Annotated in this window: 31 protein-coding genes; 18 read left to right on the top strand and 13 right to left on the bottom strand. The window is 69.2% G+C overall.

The features are described 5' to 3' along the window. From ABDV68_RS09955 to ABDV68_RS09940, 4 genes are all read left to right on the top strand, one after another. Positions 1–993: DUF3734 domain-containing protein (locus ABDV68_RS09955; RefSeq protein WP_343519730.1), on the top strand; the 993-nt coding region annotated here is incomplete at its 5' end. A 9-nt stretch (positions 994–1,002) separates the two neighbouring features. After that, positions 1,003–1,788 (top strand): 3-hydroxybutyrate dehydrogenase, encoded by a 786-nt coding sequence (locus tag ABDV68_RS09950; protein ID WP_343519729.1) that lies wholly within the window; start codon positions 1,003–1,005, stop codon positions 1,786–1,788. 1 nt (position 1,789) lies between these two features. Beyond that, the gene (locus tag ABDV68_RS09945; protein ID WP_343519727.1) at positions 1,790–2,407 is read left to right on the top strand and encodes a DUF4893 domain-containing protein; all 618 of its coding nucleotides are present in this window, start codon (positions 1,790–1,792) and stop codon (positions 2,405–2,407) included. A 50-nt stretch (positions 2,408–2,457) separates the two neighbouring features. Then, a complete protein-coding gene (locus ABDV68_RS09940) occupies positions 2,458–3,771 on the top strand; it encodes an amidohydrolase (protein WP_343519725.1) in 1,314 nt (437 codons plus the stop codon). Here the strand turns inward: ABDV68_RS09940 and ABDV68_RS09935 are convergent. The 3 genes from ABDV68_RS09935 to ABDV68_RS09925 form a co-directional block, all read right to left on the bottom strand. Beyond that, positions 3,768–4,343, bottom strand: coding sequence for a hypothetical protein (locus ABDV68_RS09935; RefSeq protein WP_343519724.1), 576 nt, complete (start codon positions 4,341–4,343; stop codon positions 3,768–3,770). The genes ABDV68_RS09940 and ABDV68_RS09935 overlap by 4 nt on opposite strands. 43 nt (positions 4,344–4,386) lie before the next feature. Next, a complete protein-coding gene (locus tag ABDV68_RS09930; protein WP_343519722.1) occupies positions 4,387–4,644 on the bottom strand; it encodes a hypothetical protein in 258 nt (85 codons plus the stop codon). Between the two features lie 125 nt (positions 4,645–4,769). Then, positions 4,770–5,516 carry a Bax inhibitor-1/YccA family protein gene (locus ABDV68_RS09925; RefSeq protein ID WP_343519721.1) on the bottom strand — a complete coding sequence of 249 codons (747 nt, stop codon included), beginning with the start codon at positions 5,514–5,516 and terminating at the stop codon, positions 4,770–4,772. A 118-nt stretch (positions 5,517–5,634) separates the two neighbouring features. Here ABDV68_RS09925 and thpR point away from each other — a divergent pair, with 118 nt between their 5' ends. Beyond that, on the top strand, positions 5,635–6,174 hold the full coding sequence (thpR, locus tag ABDV68_RS09920; protein ID WP_343519720.1) for an RNA 2',3'-cyclic phosphodiesterase: 540 nt from the start codon (positions 5,635–5,637) through the stop codon (positions 6,172–6,174). A gap of 5 nt (positions 6,175–6,179) precedes the next feature. Here thpR and ABDV68_RS09915 read toward each other — a convergent pair whose 3' ends face one another. Together ABDV68_RS09915 and ABDV68_RS09910 are read right to left on the bottom strand one after the other, a co-directional pair. After that, positions 6,180–6,773 carry a superoxide dismutase family protein gene (locus ABDV68_RS09915; protein ID WP_343519719.1) on the bottom strand — a complete coding sequence of 198 codons (594 nt, stop codon included), beginning with the start codon at positions 6,771–6,773 and terminating at the stop codon, positions 6,180–6,182. 85 nt (positions 6,774–6,858) lie between these two features. Next, on the bottom strand, positions 6,859–7,755 hold the full coding sequence (locus ABDV68_RS09910; protein ID WP_343519718.1) for a tyrosine recombinase XerC: 897 nt from the start codon (positions 7,753–7,755) through the stop codon (positions 6,859–6,861). Between the two features lie 72 nt (positions 7,756–7,827). Between ABDV68_RS09910 and ABDV68_RS09905 the strand changes: the two genes are divergently transcribed. From ABDV68_RS09905 to gloB, 5 genes are read left to right on the top strand one after another with little or no spacing between them, the layout of a single operon-like run. Then, positions 7,828–8,568 carry an alpha/beta hydrolase gene (locus ABDV68_RS09905; RefSeq protein WP_343519716.1) on the top strand — a complete coding sequence of 247 codons (741 nt, stop codon included), beginning with the start codon at positions 7,828–7,830 and terminating at the stop codon, positions 8,566–8,568. Continuing rightward, the gene (locus ABDV68_RS09900) at positions 8,565–9,326 is read left to right on the top strand and encodes a hypothetical protein (protein WP_343519715.1); all 762 of its coding nucleotides are present in this window, start codon (positions 8,565–8,567) and stop codon (positions 9,324–9,326) included. Before ABDV68_RS09905 ends, ABDV68_RS09900 begins: the two co-directional genes overlap by 4 nt. Before the next feature lie 51 nt (positions 9,327–9,377). Beyond that, complete coding sequence (locus ABDV68_RS09895; protein WP_343519714.1) at positions 9,378–9,830, top strand: VOC family protein; 453 nt, start codon at positions 9,378–9,380, stop codon at positions 9,828–9,830. Positions 9,831–9,836: 6 nt separating this feature from the next. Then, positions 9,837–10,925 carry a nitronate monooxygenase gene (locus tag ABDV68_RS09890; protein WP_343519713.1) on the top strand — a complete coding sequence of 363 codons (1,089 nt, stop codon included), beginning with the start codon at positions 9,837–9,839 and terminating at the stop codon, positions 10,923–10,925. Beyond that, positions 10,922–11,650, top strand: a complete 729-nt coding sequence (gene gloB, locus ABDV68_RS09885) for a hydroxyacylglutathione hydrolase (RefSeq protein WP_343519711.1) — start codon at positions 10,922–10,924, stop codon at positions 11,648–11,650. Before ABDV68_RS09890 ends, gloB begins: the two co-directional genes overlap by 4 nt. Here the strand turns inward: gloB and ABDV68_RS09880 are convergent. Genes ABDV68_RS09880 through rsmI form a run of 4 tightly spaced genes read right to left on the bottom strand, consistent with a single transcriptional unit; the run spans position 11,640 to position 14,480 of the window. Continuing rightward, positions 11,640–12,245, bottom strand: coding sequence for a DedA family protein (locus ABDV68_RS09880; RefSeq protein WP_343519710.1), 606 nt, complete (start codon positions 12,243–12,245; stop codon positions 11,640–11,642). The two genes, gloB and ABDV68_RS09880, sit on opposite strands and share 11 nt — an antisense overlap. 33 nt (positions 12,246–12,278) lie before the next feature. Then, positions 12,279–13,247 (bottom strand): glutathione synthase, encoded by a 969-nt coding sequence (gshB, locus tag ABDV68_RS09875; protein WP_343519709.1) that lies wholly within the window; start codon positions 13,245–13,247, stop codon positions 12,279–12,281. Between the two features lie 49 nt (positions 13,248–13,296). Beyond that, positions 13,297–13,650, bottom strand: a complete 354-nt coding sequence (locus ABDV68_RS09870) for a YraN family protein (RefSeq protein ID WP_343519708.1) — start codon at positions 13,648–13,650, stop codon at positions 13,297–13,299. Next, complete coding sequence (rsmI, locus tag ABDV68_RS09865) at positions 13,647–14,480, bottom strand: 16S rRNA (cytidine(1402)-2'-O)-methyltransferase (protein WP_343519707.1); 834 nt, start codon at positions 14,478–14,480, stop codon at positions 13,647–13,649. The genes ABDV68_RS09870 and rsmI overlap by 4 nt, the downstream gene beginning before the upstream one ends. Positions 14,481–14,491: 11 nt before the next feature. Here rsmI and ABDV68_RS09860 point away from each other — a divergent pair, with 11 nt between their 5' ends. Next, the gene (locus ABDV68_RS09860; protein ID WP_343519706.1) at positions 14,492–15,682 is read left to right on the top strand and encodes a penicillin-binding protein activator; all 1,191 of its coding nucleotides are present in this window, start codon (positions 14,492–14,494) and stop codon (positions 15,680–15,682) included. Between the two features lie 163 nt (positions 15,683–15,845). Here ABDV68_RS09860 and hemW read toward each other — a convergent pair whose 3' ends face one another. After that, positions 15,846–16,988 carry a radical SAM family heme chaperone HemW gene (gene hemW, locus ABDV68_RS09855; RefSeq protein WP_343519705.1) on the bottom strand — a complete coding sequence of 381 codons (1,143 nt, stop codon included), beginning with the start codon at positions 16,986–16,988 and terminating at the stop codon, positions 15,846–15,848. 39 nt (positions 16,989–17,027) lie between these two features. Here hemW and ABDV68_RS09850 point away from each other — a divergent pair, with 39 nt between their 5' ends. Beyond that, on the top strand, positions 17,028–17,591 hold the full coding sequence (locus ABDV68_RS09850) for a CAP domain-containing protein (protein WP_343519704.1): 564 nt from the start codon (positions 17,028–17,030) through the stop codon (positions 17,589–17,591). 255 nt (positions 17,592–17,846) lie between these two features. Here the strand turns inward: ABDV68_RS09850 and ABDV68_RS09845 are convergent, their stop codons facing one another. Beyond that, positions 17,847–18,533: a TetR/AcrR family transcriptional regulator gene (locus ABDV68_RS09845; protein ID WP_343519703.1), complete on the bottom strand. Its 687-nt coding sequence runs from the start codon at positions 18,531–18,533 to the stop codon at positions 17,847–17,849. 87 nt (positions 18,534–18,620) lie between these two features. Here ABDV68_RS09845 and ABDV68_RS09840 point away from each other — a divergent pair, with 87 nt between their 5' ends. Then, complete coding sequence (locus tag ABDV68_RS09840; RefSeq protein ID WP_343519702.1) at positions 18,621–19,121, top strand: DinB family protein; 501 nt, start codon at positions 18,621–18,623, stop codon at positions 19,119–19,121. Positions 19,122–19,344: 223 nt separating this feature from the next. Next, a complete protein-coding gene (locus ABDV68_RS09835) occupies positions 19,345–19,512 on the top strand; it encodes a hypothetical protein (RefSeq protein WP_343519701.1) in 168 nt (55 codons plus the stop codon). A gap of 28 nt (positions 19,513–19,540) precedes the next feature. Here the strand turns inward: ABDV68_RS09835 and rdgB are convergent, their stop codons facing one another. Both rdgB and rph read right to left on the bottom strand, forming a co-directional pair. Beyond that, on the bottom strand, positions 19,541–20,170 hold the full coding sequence (gene rdgB / locus ABDV68_RS09830; protein WP_343519700.1) for an RdgB/HAM1 family non-canonical purine NTP pyrophosphatase: 630 nt from the start codon (positions 20,168–20,170) through the stop codon (positions 19,541–19,543). After that, positions 20,167–20,883 carry a ribonuclease PH gene (gene rph, locus ABDV68_RS09825; RefSeq protein ID WP_343519699.1) on the bottom strand — a complete coding sequence of 239 codons (717 nt, stop codon included), beginning with the start codon at positions 20,881–20,883 and terminating at the stop codon, positions 20,167–20,169. The genes rdgB and rph overlap by 4 nt, the downstream gene beginning before the upstream one ends. 90 nt (positions 20,884–20,973) lie before the next feature. Between rph and ABDV68_RS09820 the strand changes: the two genes are divergently transcribed. The 4 genes from ABDV68_RS09820 to ABDV68_RS09805 all read left to right on the top strand — a co-directional run. Beyond that, positions 20,974–21,501: a DUF6438 domain-containing protein gene (locus tag ABDV68_RS09820; RefSeq protein ID WP_343519698.1), complete on the top strand. Its 528-nt coding sequence runs from the start codon at positions 20,974–20,976 to the stop codon at positions 21,499–21,501. 141 nt (positions 21,502–21,642) lie between these two features. Beyond that, a complete protein-coding gene (gene hrcA / locus ABDV68_RS09815) occupies positions 21,643–22,686 on the top strand; it encodes a heat-inducible transcriptional repressor HrcA (RefSeq protein WP_343519696.1) in 1,044 nt (347 codons plus the stop codon). 51 nt (positions 22,687–22,737) lie between these two features. After that, positions 22,738–23,286: a nucleotide exchange factor GrpE gene (grpE, locus tag ABDV68_RS09810; RefSeq protein WP_343519695.1), complete on the top strand. Its 549-nt coding sequence runs from the start codon at positions 22,738–22,740 to the stop codon at positions 23,284–23,286. Between the two features lie 172 nt (positions 23,287–23,458). Next, positions 23,459–24,064, top strand: a 606-nt coding sequence (locus tag ABDV68_RS09805; protein ID WP_343519693.1) for a nucleotidyltransferase domain-containing protein, incomplete at its 3' end; no start/stop codon positions are given.

Here is a 24,064-nt window from a genome sequence, read left to right as displayed (position 1 = left end):
GACTGGGTCGCGGGCATCTCAATCGGCGCGGTCAACGCCGCGATCGTCGCGGGCAACCCACCCGAGCGCCGGGTCGAACGGCTCACCGCCTTCTGGCAGGCGGTCACCAGCGCGCTGCCGAGCTTCCCGATCTTCCCGCAGGACGAGGTGCGCGAGGCGGTACACGAATGGTCGGCGGCGATGGTGCTTGCGCAGGGCGTGCCCGGCTTCTTCCGCCCGCATCTGTTCCCGCCGATGCTCGCCACGCCGGGAAGCTGCTCGGCGCTGAGCTTCTACGACAGCACCCCGCTCAAGACGACGCTCGACGCATTGATCGACTGGGACTTGCTCAACGACGGCCCTGTGCGGCTGTCGGTCGGCGCGGTCGAGATCGAAAGTGGCAATTTCCGCTATTTCGACACGACTCAGGAGCGGATCGACGCGCGTCACATCATGGCCTCGGGCGCGCTGCCACCGGGGCTGCCGCCGATCGAGATCGACGGCAAATATTATTGGGACGGCGGGCTCGTCTCGAACACGCCGCTGACCCATGTGCTCGATCACCAGAGCTGCCCGATGCTGGTGTTCCAGGTCGACCTCTTCTCCTCCGCCGCGGTGATGCCGCGCACGATCACCGACGTGATGGCGCGCGAGAAGGAGATCCGCTTCTCGAGCCGCACGCGCCAGGTCTCGGCGGAGCGGATGCGGCTGCGCCAGGAGCGCGAGGCGATCCGCAAGGTGCTGGCCAAGCTGCCGCCCGAGTTGCGTGACGACCCCGACGTCGCTGCGCTGCGTGCCGTCGCGGACGAGAAGCCGGTGAGCCTCGTCCACCTGATCTATCGCGCCAACGCCTGGGAAGGCGGCAGCCGCGACTTCGAATTCTCGGCACGCTCGATGCGCGAGCATTGGGATGCCGGGCGCATCGACACCGAGCGCACGATGGAGAATGCGCGCCTCGTCGCCAGCAACATCATCGACGGCCATACCGCCGCCTACGACCTCGCCAGAAGCTAAGGAGTCCACATGTTCCTCAAGGGCAAATCCGCGATCGTCACCGGCTCGACCTCGGGCATCGGACTCGCCATCGCCAAGGCGTTAGCCGCCGAGGGCGCGAGCGTGATGATCAATGGCTTCGGCGACGCCGCGGCGATCGAGACCGAGCGCGCGGCGCTGGAGGCGGCGGCCGGCGCCAAGGCGCTCTACGACGGCGCCGACATGTCCAAGCCCGACGCGATCTACGCGATGGTCGAGCGCTGCCATGCCGAGCTCGGCGGGCCCGACATCATCGTCAACAATGCGGGCATCCAGCATGTCGCGGCGATCGAGGACTTTCCGGTCGAGAAATGGGACGCGATCATCGCGATCAACCTGTCCAGCGCGTGGCACATGATGCGCGCCGCGGTGCCGCATATGAAAGCGGCGAAATGGGGCCGGATCATCAACACCGCCTCGGCGCACAGCCTGGTCGCGAGCCCCAATAAATCGGCCTATGTCGCCGCCAAGCACGGCATCGCCGGCCTGACCAAGACGATCGCGCTGGAGACCGCGACCGACGGCGTGACGGTCAACTGCATCTCGCCCGGCTATGTCTGGACGCCGCTGGTCGAGAACCAGATCCCCGACACGATGAAGGCGCGCAACATGACGCGCGAGCAGGTGATGAACGACGTGCTGCTCGCCGCGCAGCCGACCAAGCAGTTCGTCCAGCCGGAACAGATCGCCGCGCTCGCGATTTTCCTCTGTCGCGATGAAGCGAGCGCAATCACCGGCGCGAACTATGCGATGGACGGCGGCTGGACGGCGGCCTGAGATGCGCATCGCCGCAGCCGCCCTGCTCGCATTCGCCCTCGCCGCCTGCTCCAAGAACGGCGACCTTCAGCTCGTCAAGGAAGCGCCCGAGACGCGCTGGCGGATGATCACCACCGATCAGGACCGCGAGCGCCTGCGCAACTGGCGCAACGCTTGGGTCGAGGCGCTGCCCAAGGCGCGCGCCGCGGACGCCGCCGCGATCGCAGCGGAGGGCGCGCTGTTCGAACCCGACCAGGCGCTCGGCCGCGCGATGCCGCCGGCGGGCGACTATAAATGCCGCACCTTCAAGCTCGGCGGCCAGCGCGAAGGGATGCGCGACTTCACCGCCTATCCCTGGTTCAGCTGCCGCATCGGGCGTGAGGGGGAGATGCCGAATCTGGTCAAGCTCGACGGGTCGCAGCGTCCGTTCGGCAAGATCTATGCGGAGACGGACGCGCGGGTGATCTTCCTTGGCGCGCTCGAGCTCGGCGACGAAACCATCCCGCTCGACTATGGCCAGGACGTCAAGCGCGATCTGGCCGGTTACATAGAGCGCGTCGGCACCACGCGCTGGCGGCTGGTGCTGCCGTGGCCCACGTTCGAATCGCAGCTCGATGTGATCGAGTTGGTCCCGGCCTGATCTCAGGCTTGGACATTGCACCCCCACGCATCATCCATAGGCTGAACCCCATGAAGCATTTCCTCATCGCCGCGGCGAGCGGCCTTGCCCTTGCGCTTCCCGCCGCCGCCGATCCGATCCGCGACGCGACGACGAAGGAGCTGCCGTCGCTGATGGCGCTCTATCGCGACCTCCACGCGAACCCGGAGGTGAGCCAGCAGGAAGTGAAGACCGCGGCGAAGATGGCGGCCGAGGCGCGCAAGGCGGGCTATGCCGTGACCGAGAAGGTCGGCGGCACCGGCGTCGTCGCCGTGCTCAAGAACGGCGAGGGTCCGACGCTGCTGATCCGTACCGACATGGACGGGCTGCCGGTGACCGAGGAGACCGGCCTGCCCTTCGCGTCGAAGGTGCGCGGCAAGACGCCCGAGGGGGTCGAGACCGGCATCATGCATGCCTGCGCGCACGACACGCACATGACCGCCTGGGTCGGCACTTTGCGCAACCTCGCGGCGATGAAGAGCCAGTGGAAAGGCACCGTCGTGATGGTCGCCCAGCCCGCCGAGGAGAGCAGCATGGGCGCCCTCGCGATGCTCGAGGACGGGCTCTACGTGCGCTTCGGCAAGCCGAGCCACGCGATCGCCTTCCACAACAGCGCCGCGCTGCCCGCGGGCACGATCGGCATCCGCGCCGGCCCGACCTTCGCCAGCGTCGATTCGGTCGATATCCTGGTCAAGGGCGTCGGCGGGCACGGCGCTTATCCCGCGACGACCAGGGATCCGATCGTGCTCGGCAGCCGGATCGTCTCGGCCCTGCAGACATTGGTCAGCCGCGAGGTCGATCCGCAGGAGGCCGCGGTAGTCACCGTCGGCAGCTTCCAGGGCGGCACGCGGCACAACATCATCCCCGAGCAGGCGCTGCTGCTGCTGACCGTCCGCGCCTATACGCCCGAGGTGCGCAAGCAGCTGCTCGACGGCATCGCCCGCATTACCCGGGGCGAGGCGATCGCCGCAGGCCTTGCCGACGACCAGCTTCCGGTGGTGAAGGTGCGCGAGCCCTTCACGCCCCCGACGGTCAGTACCGACGCCTTCGCCGGCGAGCTCAAGACGCTGTTCACCGCGCGCTTCGGCGCCGAGCGCGTGCGCGACATCCCGCCGACCATGGCCGGCGAGGATTTCGGCCGCTACCACATCGCCGATCCCTCGATCCAAAGCGTGATCTACTGGGTCGGCGGGGTGCCGCAGGACAAATGGGACGCGGCGCAGGCGGCAGGGGGCAAGGGCCTGCCCTCGCTGCACAGCTCGAAATGGGCGCCCGACGCGGAGAAGGTGATCGGCACCGCAGCCGAAGCGATGACCGCCGCCGCGATCGACGTGCTCAAGCGTTAGCTGCCGACCCCGGCAAGGCCGGGGTTCGCCGCGAGATAGGGCGCCGCCGGCTTGTCGATCACGGCGACGCGGCCCGCATTGAGCGCCGCGATCGAGCGGGTGAAGCTGCGTGGCTTCTTGATCAGCCTCTTGTCCTCGACCACGCGCAGCCCGGACCGGCGCATCGCCTCGGCGACGAAGTGCACGCAGTTGCGGCGGTTGATGTTGTAGCTGTTGTTGCCCTTCTCGCCCCATTCGCCGACTAGCCGGAGCAGCGAATCATATTGCGCGTCGCTGACCGGCGCCGAGAAATGCGCGATGCTGCGCGCGACATATTTCTTCGTCGTATAGTCGATTTTCCCGCCCACCGTGCCGAGCAGCATCGCCGGGGTCACCGACTTGGGAGTGAAGCCCCAGGCGCCCTGGACGGGCTTGCCGCCGCGATCGGGCGTGCCGTGGAGGGTGAAGAAAGCATGCGGGAAGTCCCCGCCATTCTCATAGGACCAGAAGGTGACCGTGACGCGCGCCTGGGCGGGGACGGCGGCGAGCGCGACGAGCAGCAGCACGGCGAGGCGGGCGATCCGATGAAGCATGGCAGCCTCCTACCGGACCCCCCGCCGGACGGGCAAGCGCGGCTTACTCGCTTTCGGCCTTCTGGCGGCGCTCTTCGGCGAGTTTGCGCTCCTTCTCCTCGTCATAGCCGGAGGAGGGCGCCGGCTGGTGCGAATGCACCGGCTGAGTCGTCGCGGGCGGATCGGAGGCATCCATCGATTCGTCGAGTGCGCGGTCGAGCCGCGCCTGCTTGCTCTCGGGATTTTTCTCCAGCCGTTCCTCGATCGAGCTGTCGGTGCCGGCATCGCCGGGTTTCACGCTTTGCTTGTCGTCGTCATTCATGGTCCAACTCCGGTGTGTCGGCAGGAAAAACGCGCGGGCGAAAGCCGCGGTTCCTTTGCGCAGGCGCAACGAAAAGGGCCCGGCCATCGCTGGCCGGGCCCTCCCGTTTCCGGATTCCGAAGCGATCAGTCGCGCGAGGTGCCGACGATGCTCAGGAGGAACTGGAACATGTTGATGAAGTCGAGGTAGAGCGACAGCGCGCTCATGATCACGACCTTGCCCACCATGTCGGTGCCCGCGACATAGGCGTACATGCTCTTGATACGCTGCGTGTCATAGGCGGTGAGACCGGCGAAGATCAGCACGCCCGCGAAGCTGATGATCAGCGACAGCGTGCCCGACTGGGTGAAGATGTTGATGATGCTCGCCACGATCAGGCCGATCAGGCCGACGATCAGGAAGCTGCCCATGCCCGACAGGTCGCGCTTCGTAGTATAGCCGTAGAGGCTAAGACCCGCAAAGCCCGCTGCGGTCGCGAAGAACGCCTGCGCGACCGAGGTGCCGGTGTAGCGCAGCAGCAGCGTCGAGAGCGACAGGCCCATCAGGACCGCGAAGCCCCAGAACAGCGCCTGCAGCGTGCCGGTGGACATCCGGTTCTGGCCGAAGCTCATCGCGAACACGATCGCCAGCGGCGAGAGGATGATCAGCCAGGCGAGCGGGCCGCCATTGGCGAACACCGAATAGGCCATCGACGTCTCGCCGCCCCATGCGAAGAGCAGGGCGACGACGCCGCTGAGCAGAACGCCCGAGGCCATGTAGTTGTAGACCGAAAGCATGTAGGACCGCAGCCCCGCATCGTACGCGACATCGCGCGTACCTGCGGCCGTCGCGTACGGTGCGGCGGTCGTCCGGGGGTCAGACCAGTTAGCCATCTCAAACTCCTTTGCCCGGCGCATCTCGCCGGATGCCGTCGAATATCAGGGTTTGATACCCCCTTTTCAAGGAAAACCGGCATCGCGCGGCGGGACATAAACGGTTAAGGGGGGCGCCATGCATCGCCTGTTCGTTGCGCTGCGCCCGCCCCGGGCGATCCGCGAGCGCCTGCTCGGCCTGATCGGTGGCGTGCCCGGCGCGCGCTGGCAGGATGACGACCAGCTTCATTTGACGCTCCGCTTCGTCGGTGAGGTGGGAATGCACCAAGCCGAGGATGTCGCGACAGCGCTGGGATCGGTGCGCCATGCGCCGCTCGAGCTGCGCCTCGCCGGCTGCGGGATGTTCGACAGCCGCGGGCGGCCAAATGCGCTGTGGGCGGGGGTCACCCCACGCGAACCGCTCGCCGCGCTGCACCGCAAGGTCGACCAGGCGATCGTGCGCGCCGGCCTCGAGCCCGAGCGACGCGCCTATCTGCCGCACATCACGCTCGCGCGCTTGCCGGGTTCGGCGGGGCCGGTCGACCGCTGGCTTGCCGACCATGCCGCCCTGGCGAGCGCGCCGTTCGTGGTGGAGGCGATGACTCTCTACGAAAGCCGCCTCGGCACGAGCGGTGCCAGCTACGAGCCGGTCGCGCGATATCCGCTGACCGGCTCGTAGCGTAGTCAACCCGCCGCGAACACGCCGCAGGCGACGCGGTCGCCGCTGTTGCCCGACGGATCGGTCTTCTGGTCGTCCGGACCCGCATGCACGACGAACGCCGAACCGTCGGCGTCGAGCAGCTGCGCCATCGTACCCGACTTGAGCACGAAGGTGAGCGTGCCCGTACCGTCGTCGGCGACGGTCAGGTTGGGCATGTCGCCGGCGTGCGCGCCATCGGGATTCTCGAGGCCGTGCTTGGTGCTGTTCGGGTTCCAGTGGCTGCCCGCAGTCTCGAACTTGGGGCCTTCGCACTTGCCGGTCATGTGGACGTGAACGCCATGGTCCCCAGCCGTGATACCGGTCACCGAGACGGCGACGCTCAGCCCTTCGGGCGTCACCGTCGCGATCGCACTGCCCGCCGGAGTGCCGTCGGCCTTCTGCAGCGAGGCGGTGGCGGTTTCGGCGCCCTCCGCGCCATTCTCGATCGGGAGGGCCTCGTTCTCGATCGGCAGCGTGGTGTTGGCGGGCTCGCCGCTGTTCGCGGCGGGGGTGGTGGTGCCGCCGCAGCCCGCAGTCGCAAGCGCCAGCGCGACGATCGCGCAGCCATATCGGATCATTCGAAACCTCCTGTTACAGACCGAACCCTATTGAACGAATGGCGCAATCGCCGGGTCCCGCGAAGGTTCCCGGATGATCCGCACGTCACGCCCGGGGGTGAGCGTTGCGATAGACGTCGAGCAAATGCGCCGCGTCCACCGCCGTGTAGATCTGCGTCGAGCTGAGACTCGCATGGCCGAGCAGCTCCTGCAAGGCACGAAGATCGGCGCCGCGACCGAGCAGATGCGTCGCGAAGCTGTGGCGCAGCGCATGCGGCGTCGTGCGTGGCGGAAGGCCGAGCCGTGCGCGCGCTGCGCGCACCGAGCGGCGGATGATCGCCGGTGAGAGCGGGCCGCCGCGCGCACCGCGGAACAGTGCTTCGCCGGGCGCTGTGCCATAGGGGCAGCGCCGGACATAATCCTCCACCGCCTCCCGCACCTGCGGGAGCAGCGGCACGATCCGGGTCTTGTCGCGCTTGCCGGTGACGCGCAGCGTCTCGCCGAGCGGCAGGACCGCGCCAGTCAGCCCCATCGCCTCGCCGATGCGAAGGCCCGCGCCGTAGAGCAGCAGCAGCACGGCGAGGTCGCGGGCCGCGATCCACGGCTCGCGCGCGTCGTCGGCGACTTCCTCGACCAGCGCTATTGCCTCGTCAGGGGCGATCGGGCGCGGCACGCCCTTCTTGACGCGGGGGCCGCGCAGGTGCGGGAGGTCTGCTCCCTCTTCACCATTCGCGAATTTGAGGAAGGCGCGAACCGCCGAGAGTTCGCGCGCGGCGGAGATATTGGTGAGCCCGTCGCCCCGGCGATGCGCGAGATAGGCACGCAGGTCGGCAGTGCTCGTCTTGCCCAGCGCCGCGCGGGTCACCGCCTCGCCCCAATGCTCGCCGAGAAACGCCACCAGCCGCACTGCGGTGGCTTCATAGGCGCGGACGGTGTGCGCCGACCGGCGCCGGTCGCGCGCGAGATGATCGGCGAACAACAGGGGCAGCGGGCGCTCGTCCATCCGCAGACCCTACCGCGCGCGATTCGGTCCGTCACGGTTCAATCCCGCCGCATTCGCGCCTATGAGTCGCGCATGCAGCGTATCGACCGCGACGGGATCGCCCTCGCCTATCATCATCTGCCGGGCGCCGGCCCGACCATCGTCTTCCTGCCCGGCTACGCCTCGGACATGAGCGGGAGCAAAGCCGTCGCGATCGCCGACTGGGCGCGCGCCGCGCGGCGCGCCTGCCTGCGCTTCGACTATGCCGGCTGCGGCGCGAGCGGGGGCGCGTTCGAGGATCAGACGCTGGCGAGCTGGCGCGACGACGCGCTGGCGATGATCGACCTGGTGGAAGGGCCGGTCGTGCTGGTCGGCTCGTCGATGGGCGGCTGGATCATGCTGCTGGCGGCGCTGGCTCGCCCCGAGCGCGTCGAAGGACTCGTCGGGATCGCCGCCGCGCCCGACTTCACCGACTGGGGCTTCACACCCGAGCAGAAGATGACGCTGCGCAACGAGGGTCGGCTGGAGGAGCCCTCGATCTATTCGCCCCAGCCGACCGTCACCACGCGCGGTTTCTGGGAAGCGGGCGAGGCCAACCGGCTGATGCACGGCCCGATCGAGCTTTCGGTTCCCACCCGGCTGATCCATGGCCAGCGCGATCCCGACGTACCGTGGGAGCACAGCCTCAAGCTGGCCGGCCTGCTGCGTTCAGACGATGTGCAGACGATGCTGGTCAAGGACGGCGACCACCGTTTGTCGCGCCCGCAGGACATCGCCCTGATCCTGCGCACGCTTGAAGATGTCCTGGGCTCGGATATTCGCACAACGCCATGATGTTCTTCCTGCTCGCCCAGATCGCCGCGCCCGCTCCCGCGCCGGCGCCCGTCACCGGCCCGCCCGCACCGGCGCAGCAACGCTGGGAGGATTGTGTCGAGCTCGCGGTCGGCGACCCGGCGCGCGGCGTCGCCGAAGCCGAGCGCTGGAAGCTCGCGGAGGGCGGCTTCCTGGCGCAGCAATGCCTCGGCATGGCCTATGCCAGCCAGCGCCGCTGGATCAGCGCGAGCGGCGCGTTCGAGGCGGCGGCGCGCGAGGCCGAAGTCGCGCGCGACGTCCGCGCCTCGAAATACTGGGCCCAGGCGGGCAATGCCTGGCTCGCCGCGGCCGATCCGGCGAAGGCGCGCGCCGCGCTCGACGCGGCGCTGGCGACGGGCAACCTCGCCGGTCTCGAGCTCGGCGAGGCGCATCTCGATCGTGCGCGGGCGGTCGTCGCCTCGGGCGACCTCGGCGGCGCGCGCGCCGATCTCGACCAGGCTGTTCTCAAGGCGCCGGACGATCCGATGGCGTGGCTGCTCTCGGCCACGCTCGCGCGCCGCACCGGCGACCTGCCGCTCGCCCAGCGCCACATCAGGGAAGCGCTGGCTCGCGCCGCCGACGATGCCTCGGTCCAGCTCGAGGCCGGCAACATCGCCGCGATGAGCCGCGACGAGGCCGGCGCGAAGGCCGCGTGGGAAAAGGCGGCGCAGCTCGCCCCGGGCACCGAACAGGCGATCGCCGCGCGCGCCGCGCTCAAACAATTCGGCGCCGCGGAATAGACTCTCGCGGGTTCCGTCCTATCTGGGGGCCGAACCGAAGAAGAGGGCTCCATGAAATATCTCCACACGATGATTCGCGTCGCCGATCCTGACGCGACGGTCCGTTTCTTCGAGCTAATGGGCCTCAAAGAAGTGCGGCGGATGGAGAGCGAGAAGGGCCGCTTCACGCTGATCTTCCTCGCCGCTCCCGAGGATATCGAAGCCGATGGCGAGCGCGCCCGGGCGGAGGTGGAACTGACCTACAACTGGCCGCCCGAGGACGGCAGCGCGCCCGAGACATATGCCGGCGGGCGCAATTTCGGGCACCTCGCCTATCGCGTCGACAATATCTACGAGACCTGCCAGCGGCTGATGGACGCGGGCGTCACGATCAACCGCCCGCCGCGCGACGGTCATATGGCGTTCGTGCGCACCCCCGACGGCATCTCGGTCGAGCTGCTTCAGGACGGCCATCTCGAGCCCGCCGAGCCATGGGCGTCGATGCCGAATACGGGCAGCTGGTGAGCTGACATGGCGGGCATCCTCTCCGGTTGGCCCGTACGGAAGTTCCTGTCGCTGACCGGCGCGCGCGTGCCGATCATCCAGGCGCCGATGGCCGGCGCTGGCGGCGTAGCGCTCGCGGCCGCGGCGATCCGCGGCGGCGCGGTCGGTTCGCTGCCTTGCGCGATGCTGACGTCCGATCAGGTGCGCGCGCAGGCGGCCGAAGTGCGGGCGCAGGCAGAGGGGCCGCTGAACCTCAACTTCTTCTGCCATATGCTGGGCGACCCGCCGGATGACGGCGCATGGCGCGCGGTGCTGGCGCCCTTCTACGAGAAGGAAGGCATCAGTGCGCCCGGGGCGCCGCCCCCGCTGCGAGCGCCATTCGACGAGTCGATGTGCGCGGTGGTCGAGGAAGTGCGACCGGAGCTGGTGAGCTTCCATTTCGGCCTGCCAGAACCGGCGCTGCTGGAACGCGTTCGGCGCACCGGCGCGGTGACCGTCGGCAACGCGACCAGCTTCGCCGAAGGTGAATGGCTGGCTGGCAAGGTCGATATGGTCATCGCCCAGGGATTCGAGGCGGGAGGCCATGCCGGCCACTTCCTGGCGGGGCACCGTCCGGTTGGCACGATGGCGCTCACGCGCGAAATCACGCTGGATGCGGACGTCATTTTCGTTCCGGTGATTGCCGCCGGAGGCATTGGCGACGCGGCAGGGATCGCCGCGGCATTGCAACTCGGTGCCGGAGCAGTCCAGCTCGGCACAGCGTATCTGCATACGGCCGAGGCGACGATATCCACGGCGCATCGTGCAGCGCTGGGCGAAGAAACGGTGATTACAAACCTCTTCTCCGGCGGTCTTGCCCGGGGCGTGCGCAACAAGCTGATCGAGGCGATCGGTCCGGTGCATCCCGACGCGCCGCGTTTCCCCTACGCGTCGGCAGCGCTGGCCGAGCTGCGCCGCGTCGCCGAAGCCGACGGCCGGGGCGACTATTCGCCGATGTGGGCGGGACAGGCAGCGGCGCTGGGCCGTAAGTTATCCGCCCAACCGCCCGAAGGCGCGCAGGCGCTGACCGAGCGACTGGCGCGCGAGACCTGCGAATTGCTAGGAGAGACGCCATGATCGAGGTCGTCCGCATCCCCGCGCTCAGCGACAATTATGTCTGGCTCGCGCATGACGAAGCCTCGGGCGCGACGATCGTGGTCGATCCCGCCGAGGCCGCGCCGGTGCTCGCCGCCGCCGAGGCGCGCGGATGGACGATCGATGCGATCTGGAACACCCACTGGCACCCCGATCACACCGGCGGCAACGCGGCGATCAAGGAAGCGACCGGCTGCAGCGTGATCGCGCCCGCCGCCGAGGCGGCGCGAATCCCCACCGCCGACCGGCTCGTCGCCGAGGGCGACACCGTGATGCTCGGCGCTTATGCGGCGACGGTGCTCGAGGTGCCCGCGCATACCGCGGGTCACATCGCCTATCATCTGCCCGACGCGCAGATCGTGTTCGTCGGCGACACGCTGTTCGCGATGGGCTGCGGACGGCTGTTCGAGGGTACCGCCGAGCAGATGTTCGGCAACATGCGGCGGCTGGCCGAACTGCCCGGCGACACCGCGGTCTATTGCGCGCATGAATATACCCAGTCGAACGGCCGCTACGCCCTCGTCGTCGAACCCGACAATGAAGCGCTGACCGAGCGGATGGCCGAAGTCGACCGCATGCGCGCGCAGGGACTGCCGACGGTGCCGACGACGATCGCGCTCGAGCGCGCGACCAATCCCTTCATGCGCGCGGAGAGCGTCGCACAGCTGGCCGAGCGCCGCGCGGCCAAGGACAGCTTCAGGGGTTAGGGCGTTCCTTCCAGGTGACGACGCGCCAGAGATAATAAGCCAGCGCCACCACGGTGAAGCCGATCGCCAGCGGGCCGACATAGTCCTGCAGCTGCTCGAACCGCGAGCCCAGCAGCAGGCCCGCATAGGCCAGGATCGCGTTCCAGATCGCGCTGCCCGTGAAGGTCGCGAGCAGGAAGCGCGGCAGCCCCATCTTGGCCATTCCCGCGGGGAGCGAGATCATCGTGCGGAAGGTCGGCATGAAGCGGAACACGAACACCACCCACAGGCCATGCCTCCGGAAGAAGCGATCGAGACCCTCGACATCCTCCCAGCGCAGCGTCAGCCAGCGGCCATGGCGCTCGACGAAGGGCTTGAGCCGTCCGATTCCGATCCAGCGCCCGACGCCGTACCAGAACAGGTTCCCCAAGGTCGTGCCGAGCGTGCCCCAGATCAGCAGCGGGGCCATCGCCATGTCGCCCCGCGCCACCGCCATGCCGCCGAACCCCATGATCACCTCCGACGGGATCGGCGGGAAGACGTTCTCGAGCGTCATCAGGATGAAGATCCCGATGTAACCGCCCCACGCGATCAGGTTGAGGATGAACTCGGTCATGGACGAGGATGAACCCGCGAGGCGGCGAAAGGCTCAGCCGCGCGCCGCCGTTCTTTGGGCCACCCGTGCCTCGATCGCGTCCCAGATCATGCCGGCGGTGTCGGTGCCGTTGAACTTGTCGATCGCGACGATGCCGGTGGGCGAGGTCACGTTGATCTCGGTCAGCCACTCGCCGCCGATCACGTCGATGCCGACGAAGATCAGGCCGCGCGCCTTGAGCTCGGGCCCGAGCGCGGCGCAGATTTCCCGCTCCTTCGCGGTCAGCTCGGTCTTGGCCGCGACCCCGCCGACCGCGAGGTTGGAGCGGATCTCGCCCTCGCCCGGCACGCGGTTGACCGCGCCCGCGACCTCGCCGTCGACCAGCACGATGCGCTTGTCGCCCTTGGCGACGTCGGGGAGGAAGGCCTGGATCATGTGCGGCTCGCGATAGGCGGTGTTGAACACCTCGATCAGCGAGGAGAGGTTGGCGCCGTCGGCGTCGATCTTGAAGATCGCCTTGCCGCCATTGCCGTGGAGCGGCTTGACCACGATCGCGCCGTGCTTCGCCAGGAACGCCTTGGCCTCGTCGAGGCTGCGGGTGACCAGCGTCGGCGGCATGAAGCGCGCGAAATCGAGCACCCACACCTTCTCGGGCGCGTTGCGCACACTGGCGGGATCGTTGACGACGAGGGTGCGGTCGGCGATCCGCTCGAGCAGGTGCGTGGCGGTGATGTAGCCGAGGTCGAACGGCGGGTCCTGGCGCATCAGGACGACGTCGGCCTCGTCGCCGAGATCGAGCTTCACCGGGTCGCCGAAGCTGAAATGGCTGCCCGCGACGCGCTGCACGGTCACCGGATGCGCGGTGGTCCAGACGCGGCCGTCGGCATAGTTCAGCGCTTCGGGCGCATAGTGGAACAGCCGGTGCCCGCGCGCCTGCGCCGAGAGCATCAGCGCGAAGGTCGAATCGCCCGCGATGTTGATCGCATCGAGCGGGTCCATCTGGACGGCGACGGTGAGAGCCAAGCGTTCCTCCATTGGTTTCGCGAGCAGGTAGGGACGCGCGGCCGGAATGTCATCCGATCCAGGCATTCTCGATGTAGCGCGGGCGCACGCCGGGGGCGAGCAGGAGGACGTCGACCCGGATATCCTCGCCGTTGGTGGCGTAGCGCGGCATCAGATATTCCGCCGCTGCGGCGACGCGGGCGAGCCGGCGCTCGTCGATCGCGAAGTCGAGCTCCGCGGCGGATTTGCGCGTCTTGACCTCGACGAACGCGATCAGCTTGCCGCGTTTCGCCACGAGGTCGACCTCACCCGCCGGGGTGCGCACGCGGCGGTCGAGGATGCGCCAGCCACGCAACCTGAGGTACCAGGCCGCGCGAGACTCGCCGTCGCGCCCGGACTGCTCGGCGACGCGGCGGTCTCTCATCCCTTCAGCTCCATCGCGCGGGCGTAGAGCGCCTTGCGGTCGAGACCGAAGCGCTTCGCCACCTCGCCCGCCGCCTTCGATACGGGAAGCCGGGTCAGCGCCTCGGCGAGCGCGGCGTCGGCGTCCTCGGCGCTGGCGGGCGGGGCCTCGCCGGGCGGGGCGACGACCACGACGATCTCGCCCTTGGGCGGGGCGTCGGCATAGCGTGCGGCGAGTTCGGTCAGCGAACCCGTGACGCATTCCTCGAACTTCTTGGTGATCTCGCGCGCCACCGCCGCCTCGCGGTCGCCCAGCCCTTCGGCCAGCGCGGTGAGAGCGGCGGAGAGCCGCGGGCCCGATTCGTAGAAGACCAGGGTCGCGCGGATCGCCGCGACCTCGGCGATCGCCTCGGCGCGCGCCTGCCGCTTCGATGGGAGGAAGCCCATGAACAGGAAGCGGTCGGTGGGGAGACCGGCCAGGGTCAGCGCGGCGATTCCCGCGCAAGGCCCTGGAATCGTTGTGACTGAATGCCCCGCGGCGCGGGCGTCGCGCACCAGCTTGAAGCCGGGGTCGGAGATCAGCGGGGTGCCCGCGTCCGACACCAGCGCCACCGCCTCCGAGGCCATCCGCGCCACCAGCCCGGGCCGCACCGCCTCGGCATTATGGTCGTGATAGGGGGTCATCGGGCGCCTGGCGCCGAGGTGGCGGAACAGCCCGGCCGTCACACGCGAGTCTTCGACCGCAACAATATCGGCGTTCAGGAGTATTTCAGCCGCACGCGGGGAAAGGTCGCCGAGATTGCCGATCGGCGTGGCGACGATGTAGAGGCCGGGGGCAAGCGTAGATGTCATTGGGGAGCGTCATGGCAGAGGCAGCAGTGAAACCGCAACGGGGCTTCGCCTCGCTGCTCCGGGGTCTGGTCATCGCGGGGGCCCTCGCCGTCTCGGCCTGCGTCCGTCCGTCCGGCCCGCCCCCTGCCCCGACTCGTCCCGAGCCGGCGCCGGTGCGTCCTGCTCCGGGCCCGGTCCGCCCGGGCCTGCCCGAGGAGGACACCGCGCGTCACCGCGTCGCGCTGCTGGTGCCGCTGTCGGGCACCAATGCCGGGGTCGGCCGCAGCCTGGCCAACGCGACTCAGCTCGCGATCCTCGACACCAAGGCCGCGGACGTCCGCATCACCAGCTACGACACCTCGACCGGTGCCGCGGCGGCCGCGCAGCGCGCAATCGCCGACGGTAACAAGCTGATTCTAGGGCCTTTATTGGCAGAAGACGCCCGCGCCGTCGCGCCGATCGCGCGCCGCGCGGGGGTGCCAGTGCTGAGCTTCTCCAACGACACCAGCGTTGCCGGCAACGGCACCTATCTGATGGGCTATTCCCCCGCCCAGTCGATCGAGCGCGTGGTCGACCACGCCCGCCGCAGCGGCGTCACCGAGTTCGCCGGGCTGATGCCGACCGGCCTCTATGGCGAGCGCGCCTCGACCGCGTTCCTGCGCGCGGTCGAGGGCGCGGGCGGCAAGGTCACGGCGCTCGAGACCTATAATCGCGGCGCGGTGAACCAGGCGATCGCGCGGCTCGCGCGCTCACCCTTCCAGGCGGTGCTGATCGCCGACAGCGCGAGCGGCGCGGTCACCGCGGTGCCCGGCATCCGCCGCAGCCGCCCCACCGCGCGCGTGCTCGGCACCGAGCTGTGGAACAGCGATTCGGGCGTCGGCGGCATCACCGCGCTCAACGGCGCGTGGTTCGCGAGCGTCTCCGACACCTATTACCGCCAATACGCCACCAAATACCGCGCGCGGTTCGGCGCGGCGCCCTACCGGCTCTCGACGCTGGGCTATGATTCGGTGCTGCTGACGGTGCGCATCGCGCGCGACTGGCGGCCGGGGGACAATTTCCCGGCGGCGCGGCTGGGCGATCGCGACGGGTTCGCGGGGCTCGACGGCGCGTTCCGCTTCGGCCGCGACGGCATCGCCGAGCGCGCGCTGGAGGTCCAGGAGATCCGCGGCGGCACGACCGTGACGGTGTCCCCGGCGCCGCAGGGGTTCGGCGGAAAGTAGAATTTTCGGCACGCATTTTTTTTTCGCGAGTGTGGAATTGTCCACTTTCGCAGACTGTCAAAGAGCGGGCCGGCGTGCCGGCCCAATCATGCGAGCAAACCAGTTCCAACATTGCAAGCGTGGGGAATTTTCGCTGTGCTTGCAGTGACTTGAGTCCCCGCGCCTAGCCGCGGACGATCTCGCGGAGCAGGGCTTCGAGCACCGGCATGCCGGCATCGGTCACGGCCAGGCGGTTGCCGGAGTGGAACAAGTAGCGGTCGAAGTTGGCATTCGCGACCTTCGCCATGTCCAAGGCGCCCTCCGGAATGTCGCGCAAGTCCACGCCCTCGGTCAGGCGCAGGCCCATGACGAGCCGCTCCATCGCCGCTTCGGTGCCGGAGAGCGGGGTCTCTTCCTGCAGCCCGCTCCCGTTACGGGTCACCGCCGCCAGCCAGTTCTCGGGCTTCTTGTGGCGCAAGGTCGCGAGTCCGCCGCGGCGGCCATGCGCGCCGGGGCCGATCCCGGCATAATCGGTATAGCGCCAGTAGGCGAGGTTGTGGCGGCTCTCCGCGCCCGGACGGGCGTGGTTCGAGACCTCGTAGCGCGGCAGGCCGGCGGCGGTCGCGAGCGACTGGGTGACGTCCCACAAGTCGGCGGCTTCGTCCTCGCCCGGGATCGCCAGCTCGCCCTTCGCCGCGAGCGTGGCGAAGCGCGTGCCGGGCTCGATCGTGAGCTGGTAGAGCGAGAGATGCTCGGTGCCGAAGGTCAGCGCGCGGGCGAGCTCGGCCTGCCATGCGGCGACGCCCTGGCCGGGGCGGGCGTAGATCAGGTCGAAGCTGACCCGGCCGAAATGGCGCTGCGCGGTGGCGAGCGCGGCAAGCCCCTCGTCGACGCCGTGCGCGCGGCCGAGGAATTTCAGGGCTTCGTCGTCGAGCGCCTGAAGGCCGAGCGAGACGCGGTTGACCCCGGCGGCGGCGAGGTCGGCGAAGCGCGCCGCCTCGACCGAGGAGGGGTTGGCTTCGAGGGTGATTTCGAGGTCGCCGGCCGGCGCCCAGGCCGTGGTCGCGGCCTCTATCACCGCGGCGACCGTCGCGGGCGGCATCAGCGAGGGCGTGCCGCCGCCGAAGAAGATCGAGCCGAGCCGCCGCCCGGGCAGCAACGCCGCCTCATGCGCGAGATCGGCGAGCAGCGCCTTGCGCCACGCATCCTGGTCCACCACGTCGCGGACATGGCTGTTGAAGTCGCAATAGGGGCATTTGGACACGCAGAACGGCCAGTGGACGTAGAGCGCGAGCGGTTGGGCATCCGAGGGTCGGGAAGCGTTCATCTGCGCGGCGCTATGCGCTTGTCGGGAGGCTTGCGAAAGATGCTGTTGCTGCCCTTGCTCCTGCTCGCCGCCTGCTCGCCCGCGCAGGAGGCGCCCGATCGCGTGCCAGAGCGCATCATCGAGCCGCGCCGGTCCGAGGCGGATGCGCCGCGCGGCGAGGAGCGGCTGCGCGCGACGATGCTGGAGCTGCACAACGAAGCGCGCGCGGCGGTGCGGATGCCGCCGCTGGCATGGGACGAGCGGCTGGCCGAGGACGCGGAGGACTATGCCAAGGAGCTCGCGCGGCGCGGGGCGTTCGAGCATTCGAAGCAGCCGAACGGCCCCGCGGCGCAAGGCGAGAATCTCTGGACCGGGACGCGCGGCGCCTATCGCTACGAGGAGATGGCGCGGCACTGGATCGAGGAGCGGCGGCATTTCGTGAACGCGCCGATCCCCAATGTCAGCCGCACCGGGCGCTTCGTCGATGCGGGGCATTACAGCCAGATCGTGTGGTCGGGCACGACGCGAGTCGGCTGCGCGCTCGCGAGCAACCGGCGCGACGATTATCTGGTGTGCCGCTATTCGCCCGCCGGGAATGTGTGGGGGCGGAAGGCGCTGCCGTGAGTGGCGCGGGCGGCTGAGACTCGGGGTCGATCCGGCCGACCTGAGCCGTTCCCCTGCGAAAGCGGGAGCCCAGGAGCCGGAGCGCATCGCCTGTGACTCTGGGCCCCTGCTTTCGCAGGGGAACTATGCCGGTCAATTTGAACCGACAGGGTCGAGCCGTATCGACATTTAACCCATTCCTCCCCCGGAGGGGGAGGTGGCGCCGCGTAGCGGCGACGGAGGGGTAGTTTCGGCAAGCGGCGGCGCCCGTGGAGACTACCCCTCCACCAGCTTCGCTGGTCCCCCTCCGGGGGAGGACTTGATGTCTTCCCCAGCCGATACGCCCACCGGCCGCAGATAGCCGACCACCAGCCGGGTGACTTCCTCGACCAGCCCGGCGGGCTCGATCATGTCGGGGTGGCGCAGCACCGCCTCGTGAGTCAGCGTCTCGACCGCGGTGACGCAGATGAAGGTCGCGGTGTCGAGGTCGATCGCCGCGATCTCGCCGCGGCGTTCTTCGAGATAGGCGCGGACGAGGGCGAACACCTCGCGGTTGATCGCCTCGATCTCGTCGAGCCGGCCCATGCGCGGGATCTGCTCGTCGAGGATGCGGTGCAGCGCGGGGTCGACGCGGTGCGCGTCGACCATCGCCGCGACCAGCTCGCGCATCGCCGATTCAAGATCGAGCGCGGCCACCGCCGACATCGCGTCCTTGAGCAGATCGAGCATCGCGCGCGTGTGCCGCGCGATCAGCGCCGCGACGATCGATTCCTTGTTGGGGAAATACTGGTAGAGCGAGCCGACGCTGACCCCCGCCACCGCCGCGATGCGGTTGGTGCTGGCGCGGTCGTACCCCTCGCGCACGAGAATGCGAGCAGTGGCGTCGAGCAGCGCCTCGACCGTCGCCTGCGAGCGCCGCTGCGACGCGATTTTCCGCGGGTTCATCGGGATCGGGCGGGCCATCGGCACCTCGAAACGGCAATGCGAGTAGACAATGTGAGCGATAGCTCGCAAATTTTCGGCACGCAATCGGGAGCAGAGAGGAAGACGATGCCGGCCTATCCGTACGACACGCTGATGCGCTACAAACGCTGGGCGACCAACGGCCTGACCGAGGCGGTCGCGGCCAGCCTGAACCGCATCCCCGACCCCGACCTGATGCTGATCCGGCGGCTGCTCGACCATATCCAGACGGTCGACGAGATCTTCGCCGACAATCTGGAGGGCCGCCCGCATGGCCGCCGCGCGCCGCGCTCGTTCGAGCTGCCCGAGTTCGAGACGCTGGCGCGCAAGGCGATCGTCACCGCCGACTGGTATGTCTCCTATGCGGATGTGCTGGGGCCGGCGGGACGGGACGAGACCATCGACTTCACCTATTCGAACGGCGCGCCCGGGCGCATGTCGCGCGGCGACATGCTGCTGCACGTCGCGATGCACGGCACCTATCATCGCGGCAATATCGGCGTGATCCTGCAGAAGAACGGGATCGAGCCGAATGCCGACCGGCTGACCGATTTTCTCGCGGCGGAGCGCACGCTGGAAGCGGCATGAGATCGATGAATGACGTAACAGGTGTTATAGCGGCGGCCGTAGAAAGACGATGAATCGTGTCGATCGACAGTCCGGCGCCGATACTTGATGAGGATCAATGTGATTCCGCTGTCAATGGCACGTCGGTCCGTCTATACTACACCTATTGGCGCTAACGGGGTTTCCGAGCGCGGCGCCGACTGACAGCAACTGGAAAGCTGCCGCTTGCCAACGGAGCTTTCAGATGACCCAGTCTCCCGAACAAACCTATCTGCAACGGCGCCGGCGCGAGAGCCTGGCGCGCGCCGAGGCGGCGGCCGACCCGATGATCGGCAAGATCCATCGCGAGTTCGCCGCGCGCTATGCGGCGAAGCTCGAGGACGGGCCGAGGCTGAACCCGGTCGAGCGTTGACGCGACCGCCAGGCGCCCGCGCCGGCGATCAGAACACCGCCGCGACGAGCTGGCGGAAGGCGTCGGCGCGATGGCTCATCGCGTGCTTGGCGTCCGGGTCCATCTCGCCGAAGGTCTGGGCATGGCCGTTGGGCAGGAACATCGGGTCGTAGCCGAAGCCGTTGCCGCCGCGCGGCGGCCAGACCAGCGTGCCGTCGACTCGCCCCTCGAACCATTCGACATGACCATCGGGCCAGGCGAGCGCGAGCGCGCAGACGAAATGCGCGTCGCGCGGCTGGTTGGGCCCCCGGTCGGCGATGTTCTTCTCGACCAGCTCCATCGCGAGATTGAAGTCCTTGGACGGGCCGGCCCAGCGCGCCGAGAAGATGCCGGGCTCGCCGCCCAGCGCCTCGACACACAGGCCCGAATCGTCGGCGAGCGCGGGCAGGCCCGAGAGGTCGGCGGCCTGCATCGCCTTGAGCTCCGCATTGGCGACGAAGGTGGTGCCGGTCTCGTCGGGCTCGGGCAGACCGAGCGAGCCAGCGCTGACCGGCTCCATGCCATAGGGGGCGAGCAGCGCGCGGATCTCGCGCACCTTGCCCTCGTTATGGCTGGCGATGACGAGCTTGCCCGGGGCGAGCTTGCGGATCGCCTGCGGCGCGTCGCCCTCGCCGCTCACCGGCCGACCGCCTTGAGCTGCGCGGCGAAGATATCGTTGCAGCCGATGCGCGCGAGGCGAAGCAGGCGCAGCAGCCCCTCCTCGTCGTAGCAGGCGCCCTCGGCCGTCGCCTGCGCCTCGGCGATCTTGCCGTCGGCGAGCAGGACGAAATTGGCGTCGGCGTCGGCCGCGCTGTCCTCGTCATAGTCGAGATCGAGCACCGGGGTGCCCTGGTAGATGCCGCACGACACGGCCGCGACCTGCGTCAGGATCGGATCGCGCTCGAGCGCGCCCGACTGAAGCAATTTGTCGACCGCGAGGCGCAGCGCCACCCAGGCACCCGAGATCGCCGCGGTGCGGGTGCCGCCATCGGCCTGGATCACGTCGCAATCGAGCGTGATCTGGCGCTCGCCGAGCGCGGCGAGATCGGTGACGGCGCGCAGCGAGCGGCCGATCAGGCGCTGGATCTCCTGGGTGCGGCCCGACTGCTTGCCCTTCGCCGCCTCGCGGTTGCCGCGGGTGTGAGTCGCGCGCGGGAGCATGCCGTATTCGGCGGTGACCCAGCCCTGCCCCTTGCCGCGCAGGAACGGCGGGATGCGCTCCTCGACGCTGGCGGTGACCAGTACCTTGGTGTTGCCGAACGCGATCAGCACCGAACCCTCGGCATGGATGGTGAAGTTGGGCTCGATCGAGATCGCGCGCATCTGGTCGGGGGCGCGGCCGCTGGGGCGCATGAAGGATTCTCCTGTGGCTGTCTGGCGCAGGCACCTAGACGGCGCGAGCGGAACGCGCCAGTCTTTGCGCCGATCCATCGGGAGTAGGCGATGCGGCGATTGGTTGCGGTGATGCTGCTTGGGCTGGCGGTGGCGGGATGCCGCGGGATCATCCCCGAACGCGGCGGCGCATCGCCGGGGGCGGCACCCGCACCGGCGCCGGTGCGGGGCGAGGCGATCACCTACGAGGCCGGGCCGTGCTTCGGCAGATGCCCGGTGTACAGCTTCACCGTGAGCCCGGACGGGCGCGGGCGCTTCACCGGCAGGAACTTCACCGCGGTCGTCGGCGAGCGCAGCTTCGAGCTGACGGCAGCGCAATATGACGCGTTCGCGGCGGCGCTGGCGCCGTACCGGCCGGCGCGCGGAACGACGCGGCGCTATGCGCATGGCGAGCCGGGGTGCGAGCAGGCGGCAACCGACATGCCGAGCGCCGAGGTGAGCTGGCGTGCTGGCGAGACCACCACGCTCCATTATTATTTCGGCTGCGACCGCGAGGCGAACCAGGCGATGGCGGATGCGATCGGCAACGCGCCCGACCTGATCCCCGCGCTGGCGCCGCTGATCGGGGCGCGGCCGTGATTTGTTCCCCTGCGAAAGCAGGGGGCCAGGGCCACCCGAGGCTCGCCTGTGACTCCAGGCTCCTGCTTTCGCAGGAGCACGGGGATTGCCGTATGAAGCCAGCGCTTGAGACCATTCCCAACAACGCTACATGACCTAACTGTGACCACCCCGCCGATCACCGAGCTGACCGATCGCGCGCGCGACATTTTTCGCGTGGTGGTGGAATCGTATCTGGAGGCGGGGCAGCCGGTGGGATCGCGGACGATCTCGCGCGTCGCGGGGCTCAACCTCTCGCCCGCCTCGATCCGCAACGTGATGCAGGACCTGGAGGAATTCGGGCTGCTCGCGGCGCCGCATACCAGCGCGGGACGGATGCCGACCGAGCTGGGCCTGCGGCTGTTCGTCGACGGGATGATGCGCGCGTCCGAACCCTCGGCCGAGGAGCGCGCGGCGATCGAGGCGCGGGCGGGCGGTGGTGGGCCCGTCGAGGAGGCGGTGGCGAGCACGACGGCGGCGCTGTCGGGCCTTTCGGCCTGCGCCGGCATGGTGCTGGTGCCCAAGGCGGAGCGCGTGCTGCGCCAGTTCGGCTTCGTGCCGCTGGGGCAGGACCGCGCGCTCGCTGTGCTGGTGGGCGAGGACGGATCGGTCGAGAATCGCGTGGTCGAGCTGCCCTCGGGCATGCCCGCCGCGGCGCTGGAGCAGGCGGCCAACTATCTCACCGCGACGCTCGGCGGGCTGACCCTGAGCGAGGCGCGGGCCAAGATCGAGCGCGAGCTGCGCGCCGAGCGCGCGGCGCTCGACGATGCCGCGCGGGCGCTGGTCGAGCGCGGGCTCGCGGTCTGGTCGCAGGACGGCGGCGACCGGCCGGTGCTGATCGTGCGCGGGCAGGCGCGGCTGCTCGACGCGGCGGCCGCCGCCGACCTCGACCGGGTGAGCCAGCTGCTCGACGAGCTCGAGGGCAAGGAGGAGATCGCCCGGCTGCTCGACAGCGCGCGCGAGGGCGAGGCGACGCGGATCTTCATCGGTTCCGAGAACAAGTTGTTCGCGCTGTCGGGCTCGTCGGTGATCGCCAAACCGGTGCGGTCGCTGGACGGGCGCGTGGTCGGCGTGGTGGGCGTGATCGGACCGACACGGTTGAACTATGCCCGCGTCGTGCCCATGGTGGATTTCACCGCCGCGACCCTGGCCAGGTTGCTGGCGTAAAATACAAGAATTCCAGATTGCTGACCTGAAACATCAAGAAAAACAGGGACTATGACCGAAGAAGACAAGACCCAGGCGACCGAGGATCTGCGCCAGGAAACCGCCGAACAGGCCCCCGAAGTGGCCGACCAGGACCGCGTCGCCCAGCTCGAGGCGCAGCTGGAGGAGGCGCAGAGCGCCACGCTCTATGCCCGCGCCGAGGCGCAGAACCTGCTGCGCCGCGCGCAGAAGGAAGCCGAGGACGCGCGCGCCTATGCCGCGACCAGCTTCGCCCGCGACATCCTGTCGGTCGCCGACAACCTCGCGCGCGCGCTGTCGGCGATCCCCGAGGAGCTGCGCGGGGACGAGAAGATGAAGGGGCTCGTCGCCGGCCTCGAAGCCACCGGGCGCGAGCTCGACAGCGTGTTCGCGCGGCACGGCATCTCCAAGGTGTCGGCGCTGGGCGAGGCACTCGACCCCAATCGCCACCAGGCGATGATGGAAGTGCCGAGCGCCGACGCCGAGCCGGGCACGATCGTGCAGGAGATCCAGTCGGGCTATATGATCAAGGACCGGCTGCTGCGCCCGGCGCTGGTCGGCGTGGCGCGGAAGGCGGATTGAGGCCAAACCAGATCCTCCCCCGCCAGGGGGAGGTGGCATGCGAAGCATGACGGAGGGGGCGGACGGCGAGCGGCCCGTATCCTCCCCCTCCGTCGCCTGCGGCGACACCTCCCCCTGGCGGGGGAGGATTGGGAGGTAGCGCCCGCCCCTCCCTTCCCCTATCTGCCCTTCCATGTCCGCGCGCTTCGATTCCGTTCCCAACCGCCGCGCGATCGTCGATCGCCGGGCGCTGGCGGACGAGCTGGCGGCGCTCGACGCGCGCGACACGATGCGGCTGCGCCAGGCCGCGGCGCTGCGGCTCAAGACCGCGCTGGAGGCGGGCCGCGCCGAGATCGCGAACCGCCTGGCCGAGCATCCCGCGCGCGGGCACGAGAGCGCGGCGAGCGGCGCGTTCCTGATGGACCAGCTGCTGCGCGTGCTGTGGGACTTCACCGTCACGCGGCTCTACCCCAACAGCAACCCGAGCGCCGCCGAGCGCATGGCGCTGGTCGCGGTCGGCGGCTACGGCCGCGGCGAGATGGCGCCGTTCAGCGATGTCGACATCGCCTTCATCACGCCGTGGAAGCAGACCAGCTGGAGCGAGCAGGTCATCGAATCGATGCTCTACTCGCTATGGGACATGGGGCTGAAGGTGGGCCACAGTTCGCGCTCGCTCGACGAGATGGTGCGCGAGGCCAAGAACGACGTCACGATCCGCACCGCGCTGCTGGAGGGGCGCTATGTGTGGGGCGACACCGCGGTCTATGACGAGGCGTCCGCGCGCTTCCGCAACGACGTG

Source organism: Sphingomonas sp. (assembly GCF_039595165.1).
In the GTDB taxonomy this organism is placed as follows: domain Bacteria; phylum Pseudomonadota; class Alphaproteobacteria; order Sphingomonadales; family Sphingomonadaceae; genus Sphingomonas.
The sequence above is the reverse complement of the archived record's forward strand: the minus strand, read 5'-3'. Positions and strand labels throughout refer to the sequence as shown.